General features: G+C 72.2%; 11 protein-coding genes. 8 read left to right on the top strand and 3 right to left on the bottom strand.

What is annotated here, in order from left to right; translation table 11 throughout:
- The first annotated feature begins 13 nt into the window (after nt 1-13).
- Both FJ657_RS08340 and FJ657_RS08335 read left to right on the top strand, forming a co-directional pair.
- Entirely contained in the window at nt 14-235 is a 222-nt protein-coding gene (locus FJ657_RS08340; RefSeq protein ID WP_141163217.1) for a DUF3107 domain-containing protein, read from the top strand.
- A gap of 25 nt (nt 236-260) precedes the next feature.
- On the top strand, nt 261-566 hold the full coding sequence (locus tag FJ657_RS08335; protein ID WP_141163216.1) for a hypothetical protein: 306 nt from the start codon (nt 261-263) through the stop codon (nt 564-566).
- 128 nt (nt 567-694) lie between these two features.
- On the opposite strand, the gene FJ657_RS08330 is transcribed toward FJ657_RS08335, so the two are convergent.
- On the bottom strand, nt 695-1,405 hold the full coding sequence (locus tag FJ657_RS08330; protein ID WP_141163215.1) for a ferritin-like fold-containing protein: 711 nt from the start codon (nt 1,403-1,405) through the stop codon (nt 695-697).
- A gap of 126 nt (nt 1,406-1,531) precedes the next feature.
- On the opposite strand from FJ657_RS08330, the gene FJ657_RS08325 reads away from it, so the two are divergent.
- A complete protein-coding gene (locus FJ657_RS08325) occupies nt 1,532-3,007 on the top strand; it encodes a DEAD/DEAH box helicase (RefSeq protein ID WP_141163214.1) in 1,476 nt (491 codons plus the stop codon).
- Nucleotides 3,008-3,115: 108 nt separating this feature from the next.
- On the opposite strand, the gene FJ657_RS08320 is transcribed toward FJ657_RS08325, so the two are convergent.
- Nucleotides 3,116-3,994 (bottom strand): PHP domain-containing protein, encoded by an 879-nt coding sequence (locus tag FJ657_RS08320; protein WP_141163213.1) that lies wholly within the window; start codon nt 3,992-3,994, stop codon nt 3,116-3,118.
- Between the two features lie 31 nt (nt 3,995-4,025).
- On the opposite strand from FJ657_RS08320, the gene FJ657_RS08315 reads away from it, so the two are divergent.
- The 5 genes from FJ657_RS08315 (at nt 4,026) to FJ657_RS08295 (ending at nt 10,095) form a co-directional block, all read left to right on the top strand.
- Nucleotides 4,026-5,033, top strand: a complete 1,008-nt coding sequence (locus FJ657_RS08315) for an endonuclease/exonuclease/phosphatase family protein (protein ID WP_141163212.1) — start codon at nt 4,026-4,028, stop codon at nt 5,031-5,033.
- A gap of 20 nt (nt 5,034-5,053) precedes the next feature.
- Entirely contained in the window at nt 5,054-6,601 is a 1,548-nt protein-coding gene (locus FJ657_RS08310; RefSeq protein WP_141163211.1) for an aminopeptidase P family protein, read from the top strand.
- Between the two features lie 234 nt (nt 6,602-6,835).
- A complete protein-coding gene (locus FJ657_RS08305; RefSeq protein WP_255447219.1) occupies nt 6,836-7,636 on the top strand; it encodes a carbon-nitrogen hydrolase family protein in 801 nt (266 codons plus the stop codon).
- A gap of 107 nt (nt 7,637-7,743) precedes the next feature.
- Nucleotides 7,744-9,267: an APC family permease gene (locus tag FJ657_RS08300; protein ID WP_141163209.1), complete on the top strand. Its 1,524-nt coding sequence runs from the start codon at nt 7,744-7,746 to the stop codon at nt 9,265-9,267.
- Between the two features lie 51 nt (nt 9,268-9,318).
- The gene (locus FJ657_RS08295) at nt 9,319-10,095 is read left to right on the top strand and encodes a FadR/GntR family transcriptional regulator (RefSeq protein ID WP_219995889.1); all 777 of its coding nucleotides are present in this window, start codon (nt 9,319-9,321) and stop codon (nt 10,093-10,095) included.
- Here the strand turns inward: FJ657_RS08295 and FJ657_RS08290 are convergent, their stop codons facing one another.
- Nucleotides 10,096-10,716, bottom strand: coding sequence for a YflT domain-containing protein (locus FJ657_RS08290; RefSeq protein WP_181408916.1), 621 nt, complete (start codon nt 10,714-10,716; stop codon nt 10,096-10,098).
- Nucleotides 10,717-10,803 lie beyond the last annotated feature (87 nt).

The following is a 10,803-nucleotide window of genomic DNA, read 5'->3' as shown; positions in this document are numbered from 1 at the left end:
CTAGCCTGACCCCGTGGACATTCGCATCGGCATCGCCAACTCCGCCCGTGAGATCTCGTTCGAGACCAGCCAGAACCCCGATGAGATCGAGAAGGCCGTCAGCACGGCCCTCGAGTCGGAGAAGTACCTCAAGCTGAGCGACGACCGCGGCCGCCTCTACATCGTCCCGGTCGCGAGCTTCTCGTACCTCGAGATCGGCGCCGAGGAGACCCGTCGCGTCGGCTTCGTCGCCTGACCTCCGGTCGGCTAGGGTTCCCGCCATGGAGATGATCTACGCCACCGTGGTCGGGCTCGGCATCGCGACGGTGCTGCGGTACCTCATCCCGGGTCGTCGCTCCTACGGCATCCTGCTGCTCCCCGCGGTCGGCGCCGCGTGGACCGCGGTCTCCTGGACCGGGCTGACCTGGGTCGGCTGGAAGCCGGATGAGCCGTGGATCTGGCTGGTCGCCCTCGGCGGCGCCGGAGTGCTGGCTATCGTGCTCGCTCTGGTGCTGAACCGCGCGCGTCATGACATCGACGCCCAGCGCCTGCACCGCCTCTCGGGGGGTCGCGCCTCGCGCGCCTGAGAGCAGCTTCCGTCGAAGCCCGTCGAGTCCGCTCGGCGGGCTTCGTCGTTCCCCGGCCGCGTGCGCGCACATCCGTCGAGCGGTGCGAGCCGGCCGCCGGTCCGCACCGCGGTCGAGCCGTCGAGCGCTCAGGCCGTCAGGCCGAGCGCATCCATCCGCCGGGTGTGCGCCGCGACGAGCTCGGTGAACACCGGCTCGATGCGCTCCTCGCCGGGCGCCTCGTCGCCGACGCCGAGCGCCGAACGCGCGACGAGCATGGTGTCGCCGACGAGTCGACGGCCCCACATCGCGAGACGCGAGCCGAGGCGCGGGTTCGCGTCGATCCCGGCGCGCAGTTCGTCGATCAGCACGTCCTCGCCGGCCTCGACGTCGAGCAGCGACTCGACGCGGCCCCGCAGCTCGGCGGGAAGCCCGGCGGCGAGCCCCAGGAAGAAGTCGGTGAGGAAGCCGGCGGTCACGTAGCAGGTGGCGAGGGTCTCGAACCAGTCCTGCCCGAGCGTGCGGCGCTGGAAGTCATCGATGTCGAGGCGGTAGGGCTCCATCGCCTCGGCCGGGTCGACGCCGCGCGCGACGAGCTCGGCGACGAGGCCGCGGTGCGCATCCAGGTGAGGTCCGGCGACGCGCGCGAGCGAGGTCTTCGCGACCGTCGACGGCGCAGCGGAGATGGCGCGCGAGACGTCTTCGAACAGCGCGAGCTGCAGATAGGCGGCGCGACCCAGGTAGGCGTCGATCGCGGGGGTGAGATCCGCGAGCTCGACGCGGGCGGTCACGGTCGATCGGGGTCTGCCGACGAGCACCGCGGGGGTCGCGGGACGCCGCCGCCGGAACCAGTTCGCCACGCCCTCATCGTAGGGCAGGGCCGCAGCTCGATCGCTCGTGGCGCCCGTCCTGCCCCGCGCGGCTCGACGGGAGAGGATGCCCGACCCGGGTAGACTCGGCGGATCGACTTCCACGACAGGTGATCAGTGACCTTCTCCGATCTTGACATCGACCAGGACATCGTCGACGCACTCGCCGCCAAAGGCATCGTCGAACCGTTCCCGATCCAGACTCAGACCATCCCCCTCGGGCTCGCCGGCCAGGACATCATCGGCCAGGCGAAGACCGGAACCGGCAAGACCTTCGGCTTCGGCCTGCCGGTGATCCAGGCGCTCGGCCTCGACCCCGCACCCGGTGTGCAGGCTCTCGTCGTCGTGCCGACGCGCGAGCTGTGCGTGCAGGTCGCCGAAGACCTCGAGCTCGCCACCTCGAACCGCTCGACGAGCGTCGTCGCGATCTACGGCGGCAAGGCCTACGAGGGCCAGATCGAGCAGATCAAGGCGGGTGCGCAGATCGTCGTCGGCACGCCCGGCCGTCTGCTCGACCTCGCCGGCCAGCGCCTGCTGAGCCTCGCGAACGTCAAGGTGATGGTGCTCGACGAGGCCGACAAGATGCTCGACCTGGGCTTCCTGCCCGACGTCGAGAAGCTCTTCGCGCAGACGCCGCCGGCGCGCCACACGATGCTGTTCTCGGCCACGATGCCCGGGCCCGTCGTCACGCTGGCGCGCCGCTTCATGAACCGGCCGATCCACATCCGCGCGAGCGACCCCGACGAGGGCCAGCTGCAGGCGAACATCAAGCACCTCGTCTACCGCGCGCACAGCCTGGACAAGGATGAGGTCGTCGCCCGCATCCTGCAGGCCGAGGGTCGCGGCAAGACCGTCGTCTTCACGCGCACCAAGCGCGCGGCGTCGAAGCTCGTCGAAGAGCTCAACGACCGCGGCTTCAACGCGGCGGCCGTGCACGGCGACATGACGCAGGAGGCGCGCGAGCGCTCGATGGCGTCGTTCAAGGCCGGCAAGAAGGATGTGCTGATCGCGACCGACGTCGCCGCGCGCGGCATCGACGTCGACGACGTCACGCACGTGATCAACCACACGATCCCCGACGACGAGAAGACCTACCTGCACCGCGCCGGCCGCACCGGCCGCGCCGGCAAGACCGGCATCGCGGTGACCTTCGTCGACTGGGACGACCTGCACAAGTGGGCCCTCATCAACCGCGCCCTCGAGTTCGGTCAGCCGGAGCCGACGGAGACCTACTCCTCGTCGCCGCACCTCTACACCGACCTCGACATCCCGGCCGGTTCGAAGGGCCGCCTCAAGCCGTCGCCGGCCGCTCCGCACGCGGAGAAGCCGCGCGGCGATCGCGGCGGCGGCGAGCGCTCCGGATCGTCGCGCTCGCGCAGCCGCGGCGGACGCGGACGCGGTCGCGGCGAGGGATCGGGAAGCGGCTCGGGCGCCCCCGCCTCGACCGACGGCGGCGCCACGACCACCACCGAGGAGGCCCGCTCCGAGGGCGGCGGCACGCACGACGGCGTCGCGCCCGAGCGTCGTCGTCGCACGCGTCGTCGCCGCGGCGGCAGCGGGAGCGGCGCGCCGACTCCCCCGCCCGCGAGCTGACGCTCAGCGCAGCAGACACGACGAAGCCGCGTCCGACCTCCGGGTCGGGCGCGGCTTCTCTGTCGACGAGGGCGGTCGAGTCGCGCACCACGCGGAGCGTGCGGCGCGTCAGCCGATGAAGGGCTCCGATCCGCTGCCGAGCTCGACGAGGCGGGCGTACTGCTCGCGCGCGGTGCTGTTCTCGCCGAGCCGGTTGGGCTTGCCGGCGCCGTGGTAGTCGCTCGAGCCCGTGATGACGAGGTCGTACTCGGCGGCGCGGCGCGTCCAGAGCTCCCGCGCCTCGGGCGGGTTGTCGCGGTGGTTCACCTCGACGCCCCCCAGCCCGGCGTCGACGAGGGAGCGCACCCGGTCGCCGGCGAAGAGCCGTTCCGGTCCGCGGGCGCCAGGATGGGCGATCACGGGCACGCCGCCGGCCTCGGCGATGAGGCGGATGCCGACGGTCGGCTCGGGGGCGCGGTGCGGTCGGTAGTAGCCGCCGCGCCAGTGCAGGATGCTGCCGAAGGCGGCGCTGCGGTCGGGCACGAGCCCCTTCGCGACGAGCGCATCGGCGATGTGCGGGCGGCCGACCGTGGCGCCGGGCGCCGTCTGGGCGAGCACGTCATCCCAGCTCAGGTCGTAGTCCTTCGCGATGCGCGCCACCATCGACTCGGCGCGGTGCAGGCGCTCCTCGCGGGTGCGCTCGACCTCGGCGAGCAGCGCGGGGTTGTCGGGGTCGATGAGGTAGCCGAGCACGTGCACGCTCGCGTAGTCGAGCTGGGTGCTGAGCTCCATGCCGGGCAGCACGGTCATGCCGGTGCCGCGCGCGGCGTCGAAGGCCTCGGCCCACCCCGCCGTGGAGTCGTGATCGGTGATCGCCATGACGGCGAGACCGGCCTCGACGCCGGCGCGCACGAGCTCCCGCGGCGACTGCGTCCCGTCGGAGACGGTGCTGTGCGTGTGGAGGTCGATCAGCCCCTCGGCGGGGCGTTCGGAGGGGCCGGCGGGCATCCTCTCATCGTAGGTGTCTAGGCTCGCCGGCGTGTTCCGCCGTGTGCTCGCCGCCCTGCTGATCGTCGCGCTGGCGGCGGCGCTGCTCGTGGCGGGGTGGCCCCAGCTCCTCGGGCTGCAGTGGCAGCTCGGGGTCGCCCAGGTCGTGTCGCTGCGGGCTCTCGCGGGCGGCCTGTCCGCGGTGCTCGCGGTCGTGCTCCTGCTGATTGCGCTGGCCTCGCGCCGAGCGCGGCGGCTCACCGCATCCCTCGCCGTGGCGCTCCTGCTCTTCACCGGACTCTCCGCGGCGGTGCTCGCGACGCGCGGCTGGGGGTCGGAGCATTTTGCGGCGAAGGGCGAGCAGGGCGTGACCGTGCTGAGCTGGAACACCCTCGGCGACGCCCCCGGCGCCGAGCGCATCGCCCGCCTCGCCCTCGACGACGGCGCCGACATCGTCGTGCTGCCCGAGACGAGCGTCGAGCTCGCGCAGCAGATCGCCGACCGGATGGGCGCGGAAGGCCGCACCATGGCCGTGCACAACATCACCTTCGACAAGATCGCGAAGGCGCGCACGACCTCGCTGCTGATCAGCTCGACGCTCGGCCGCTACCAGCCGGACACGAGCGCGGGATCGACGCGCGTCATCCCGAGCGGGGTCTGGCGCCCGGTCGACGGCAGCGGCCCGGCGATCGTCGCCGCGCATCCGGTCGCTCCGGTTCCGGGCGAGATGCCGGCCTGGCGCGAGGGTCTCGAGTGGCTCGCCGCACGCTGCACCGAGCCCGACCTCATCATGGCGGGCGACTTCAACAGCACGATCGACCACTGGTCGGCGCTCGCGAGGTCGGGTGAGCTCGGCGACTGCCACGACGGCGCGAAGGCGATGGGGGATGCGGCGATCGGCAGCTGGCCGACCCGCATCCCGGCCGAGCTGGGCGCCCCGATCGATCATGTGCTCTCCGGGTCCGACTGGCGCTTCACCGGGTTCCGGGTGATCCGCGACCAGGATGGCGCGGGCAGCGACCACCGGCCCGTGCTCGCTCAGCTGGAGCGCGTGAGCTGACCCGGTGGGACAATGGCCCCATGGCCGATTCCTCTCGCTCCACCACCGGCACGACCTCGACGACGACGCCCGCGTCGCCTCCGCGCGCGACGCAGAACCGGTCGACGACCCCGGTCTCCGACGCCTTCGCCGCCTACATCTCCTCGAAGTGGGCCGACCGCGCCGAGGCCCCGGTCACTCCGCGCGACGCGGCGAGCCACGCGGCCGAGCAGCGTCGCCGCATCTCGGCCCTGCACCTCGGCGAGCGCCTGATCATCCCGGCGGGCCCGGCGAAGGTCCGCTCGAACGACACCGACTACCCCTACCGCGCGCACTCCGCCTTCTCGCACCTGACGGGATGGGGCAGCGACACCGTGCCCGGAAGCGTGCTGGTGCTCGAGCCGCGCGGCGAGGGCGAGCCGGCAGGCCACGACGCCGTGCTCTACTTCCGCTCCCCCGCCGGCCGGGGAACCGACGAGTTCTACGCCAACCCCGACATCGGCGAGTTCTGGATCGGCGCCCGCCCCTCGCTCGACGCCGTCGCCGTCGAACTCGGACTGGCGACCCGCGACCTGGCCGAGCTGCCCGCCGTCATCGACGCCGTGGATGCGACCACCCGTCTCGTCCGCGGGGCCGACCGCGATCTCACCGACCAGATCGACGGCCGCCGCCTGCTCGCCGCCGAGGGCGCCGACGCCGCCGACTGGGCCGACGCGGTGGATGACGACGCGGATGCCGCGCTCGCCCGCGACCTGAGCGAGATCCGCCTGGTCAAGGACGCCTGGGAGATCGAGCAGCTCGGCGCCGCCGTCGACGCCACCAAGCAGGGCTTCGACGACGTGATCGCCGACCTGCCGCAGATCATCGCGCACCCGCGCGGCGAGCGTCTCGTCGAGGGCACCTTCAACCGCCGCGCCCGCGCCGACGGCAACGCGGTCGGCTACGACACGATCGCGGCGAGCGGACCGCACGCCTGCATCCTGCACTGGACCCGCAACGACGGCCCCGTCGTGCCGGGCGACCTGATCCTGCTCGACGCCGGCATCGAGCTCGACAGCCTCTACACGGCTGACATCACGCGCACCCTGCCGATCAGCGGCACCTTCTCCGAGGTGCAGCGCCGCGTCTACGAGGCCGTGCTCGAGGCGGCGGATGCGGCGTTCGCGATCGTGAAGCCCGGCATCCGCTTCCGCGAGGTGCACGCCGCGGCGATGCGGGTGATCGCCGCCAAGACGGCCGAGTGGGGGCTGCTGCCCGGCACTGCGGAGGACTCGCTCGAGCCCGAGAAGCAGTACCACCGCCGCTACATGGTGCACGGCACTTCGCACCACCTCGGCCTCGATGTGCACGACTGCGCGCAGGCTCGCCGCGAGATGTACCTCGACGGCGTCGTCGAGCCGGGCATGGTCTTCACGATCGAGCCGGGCCTCTACTTCCAGCCCGACGACCTGACGGTGCCCGCGGAGCTGCGCGGCATCGGCGTGCGCATCGAGGACGACATCCTCGTGACCGACGACGGGGCCGTGAACCTCTCGGCCGGCATCCCGCGCACGGCGGATGACGTCGAGGCCTGGCTCGCGGGGCGCTGACCCGGCGGCATCGCGACATCGACGGCGGCGGCGATCTTCGGATCCCGCCGCCGTCGTCGTGCCGGGATGTCCCGCCGATCGCCGTGATCCGCGCCGTTCCGGCAGCAGCCGACCGCATCCGGGTCGGTAGAACGGTCACGGCACTGGATCGGATCGCAACGCAGCGGTAACGTGACCGGAACATTTCAGATCACTTTGATCTGTTTAATGGTCGCGATGGATGAAGGAGTCCCCGTGTCCTACCGCATCGCCGGCTTGCAGCATCCCGGCGTCCCCGGTTCTCCCGCCGAGAACCTCCGAGTCCTCGAGCGCGCCGCCGAGCAGGCGGCCGCCGACGGCGCGCGCCTGCTCGTCACGTCGGAGATGTTCGTGACCGGCTACAACATCGGCGAGCGCGCCGCCGAGTTCGCCGCGCGCCCGCTCGAAGCCGAGCTCGCCGGGATCGCCCAGCGCACCGGCATCGCCCTCGTCGCCGGACTGCCCCTGCCCGCGCCGGGCGGCGTCGGCACGACGAACTCGCTGCTGCTGATCGACCGCGATGGCCGACGCGTCGTGCGCTACGACAAGACGCACCTCTTCGGCGAACTCGACCGTGCGATGTTCGTCGCGGGCGACGAGCTCGCCGAGCCCGTCGACTTCGAGGGCCTGCGTCTCGGCTTCCTCATCTGCTACGACGTCGAGTTCCCCGAGACGGTGCGCGCCGCCGCCCTCGCCGGCGCCGACCTCGTCATCGTGCCGACCGCGCAGATGGAGCCCTACGCCTTCATCGCCGAGCACCTGCTGCGCGTGCGCGCCTGGGAGAACCAGGTGCACCTCGCCTACGTGAACCACAGCGGAGCCGAGGGCGAGCTGCGCTACGTCGGCCGATCGAGCATCGTCGCGCCCTCGGGCGAGGTGCTCGCGGCCGCCGGCCCCGATGACGCCGAGCTGATCATCGCCGACATCGACGTGGATGCGGTGCCGCGCGCCCGGCGCGACAACCCCTACCTCGCCGACCGCCGCCCCCGGCTCTACGCGGCCGGCGGCGCCGCCTGATCCGCGACCTGCCCCTCCGCAGCCCCGCACCTCGATCCCTCTCCGCTCTTCCGCACCTCACCCACCCGGTTCCACTCCTGCGTCACCCGCCCATGAAAGGCCACCGCATGACCGGCTCCACCTCCCCCGCGGGCACCCCGTCCGCCTCCCCCGCTCCCCCCGCGGAGGCCGACCGCCTCAGCGGCCGGCTCGGCACCGGATCGATCGTCTTCATGGTGATCGCCGCCGCGGCTCCGCTCACCGTGATCGGCGGCAACGTGCCGCTCGCGGTCGGCGTCGGCAACGGCGTCGGCGCCCCGGTCGGCTTCATCGTCGCCGCGGTCGTGCTGCTGATCTTCTCGGTCGGCTTCGTCACGATGACCCCTCACGTGCGCGAGGCCGGGGCGTTCTTCTCCTACGTGACGACCGGCCTCGGCTCGCGCGCGGGCCTCGGAACGGCCTTCACCGCCCTGGTCGCCTACACGGCCGTGCAGGTCGGGGTCTACGGCTACCTCGGCTGGGCCGTCAACGACCTCGTCGTCTACTTCGGCGGACCCGAGGCTCCGTGGTGGATCTACTCCTTCCTCGCCCTCGTCGTCGTGGCGGTGCTCGGCTACCGGCACATCGAGCTCAGCGCCCGGGTGCTCGGCGTCGCGCTCGTGCTCGAGATCGCCGTCGTCGTGATCATGGATGTCGTGATCTTCGCCCAGGGCGGCCAGCACGGCCTGGTCACCGAGACCTTCGCCCCGAAGAACGTGTTCACGCCCGGCATCAGCGTCGCGATCCTGTTCGCGCTCACCGGCTTCATCGGCTTCGAGGCGACGGCCGTGTTCCGCGACGAGGCACGTGACCCCGAGCGCACCATCCCTCGGGCCACCTACCTCGCGGTCGTGATCATCGGCGTCTTCTACGCGCTCTCCTGCTGGGCGCTCATCACGGGCGTCGGCGCCGACAACGCCGTGGCGGTCGCGCAGCAGACGCTGGCGGGCAAGGGCAACTTCCTGCTCGACACCGCAGAGCAGTACCTGGGTCCGATCCTGCGCGACGTCATGCAGGTGCTGCTGATTTCGAGCCTGTTCGCCTGCGTGCTCTCCTTCCACAACGTGATCGCGCGCTACCAGTTCACCCTCGCGAACAAGGGCGTGCTGCCCGCGCGACTCGGTCACCGCAGCGCCAAGCACCACGCGCCGTCGTTCTCCTCGGTCGTGCAGACGGTCACGGCCGCCGTCGTGCTGCTCGTGCTGGTGCTGCTGCAGCTCGATCCGCTGGTCGGCGTCTTCGGCTCGATGGCCGGCGTCGCGACGGTCGGGATGGTGCTGCTCATGCTGACGACCTCGATCGCCGTGCTCGCGTTCTTCGCCCGCCGCCCGAAGCTCTCGGGCCGCCACGTCGTCACGACCCGCGTCGCGCCGGTTCTCGCGGTCATCGGACTCGCGGCGAGCATCTACCTCGTGCTCTCCAACTTCACCCTGGTGACCGGCGGGAGCGTGCTGGTCAGCGTGATCCTCGCGATCGTGCCGCCGATCGCCTTCGTGATCGGCTTCATCGCGGGAGGTCGTTTCCGTCTCACAGCCGACGGCGACGAAGATGGAGTCGACGGGATCTCGACCCCGTCCGCCGCCGATCCGATCGCGGACCAGCTGCCCGGCTGAGTCGGCCCCGGACGGCGTCGATCCGACGCACCGAACGGCAGGAGCCTTCCCGTGACCCGCGAGACCCTGCCGCTCGGCGCGATCCGACGCGTGACCGCCGTCGACGCCGTCCGGGCCCGTATCACCATGGCCGTCCAGCTCGGCCTGCTCGCTCCGGGCGAGCGGCTGCCGGTACCCGAGGTCGCCGCCGCGGCTCTCGGGGTCAGTGCGATGAGCGTGCGGCGCGCCTACCGGCAGCTCGACGACGAGGGGATGCTGCGCCGCGCCCGGGGTCGCACGGGGGGCACCTTCGTCGCCGACGATCCCGTCTCGACGCAGCCGCCCGCGCTGGCGGCGCTGGCCGCCTTCGATGACGACCGCGATCTCGTGCACGCCCTGATCGACGAGCGCGCCGCGATCGAGACCGGGCTCGCCGTGGTCGCCGCCGGACGCGCCGACCGCACGGATGCGCTCGCCGAGCTCGACGCCCTGGTCGAGCGGATGTCGGTCGCCGTCGACTGGGCCGACTTCCGCGACGCCGACGGGCGCTTCCACCGGCTGCTGGCCGAAGCGGCGCGCATGCCGGCCGCGGCGGAGCTGCATCACCGCGTGGCGAGCGAGCTCTACGCCTACTTCCTGCCGTATCGCATCGACTACCTGCGCGCCTCGAACCACGAGCACCGCGACATCCTCGAGGCGCTTCGACGCGGTGACGCGGGCGCACTCGGGGCGGCCGTGCACGCGCACATCGTCGAGCTGCACGAATCGATGTACGTGGCACTCGCCCAGCGACTCGAGCCGGCGACGGAGCCGGTGTCGACGCCGACGCGCGTCAGCGACCGGGGCTGATCAGCCGCGCGGCGTCGGCTCGGCCTGGGGCGCCGGATCGACGGGCGGGATGACCGGGCCGGCGGTGCCCGGAGCCTCGGCCGGCGGCGCGGCGGGAGGGGTCGCCGGATCCGGAGCGAAGGTCGGTGCGACGCTCACCGGGGCCTCGACGCCCAGGGCGTTGCGCGCCCGATGGATCAGCTCGGGATCGACGATCACCTGGTAGTTCGAGGCGAGCACGTTCGTCATCGACGTGAAGTCCTTGCGACGGCGGCTGACGGCGTAGCTTCCGAGCCCGAAGAACATGCCGCCGGCGGCGCCGATGAGGATCGCGGCGAACAGCGGCGTCAGCGAGGTCGAGCCGAGCACGGTCAGCAGCAGCCCCACCATGAAGCCGAACCAGAGCCCGGTCACCGCACCGCCGAGAGCGGCACGCCCCCAGGTCATCCGCCCGGTCACCCGCTCGACCGTCTTCAGGTCGTTGCCGATGATCGAGAGCTTGTCGACGGGGAAGTCGCTCTTCGCGAGCCGGTCGACGGCGTGCGCGGCCTCGAGGTAGGTCTCGTAGGTGCCGAGCACCTCGCCGCGGGGCAGAGTGGGGGCGGTGTTGCCGCGTCGGCCGAAGGCGCCGGGGGTGCTCATACGGCCATTGTCGCAAAGGCTGTCCGATACCGCCTGAACGCGACCCGCACGACAGCCGGACGCCGGCCGACGACGCGGGCACGGGGA

This window comes from Schumannella soli (assembly GCF_006517435.1).
Classification (GTDB): domain Bacteria; phylum Actinomycetota; class Actinomycetes; order Actinomycetales; family Microbacteriaceae; genus Schumannella; species Schumannella soli.
The sequence above is the reverse complement of the archived record's forward strand: the minus strand, read 5'-3'. Positions and strand labels throughout refer to the sequence as shown.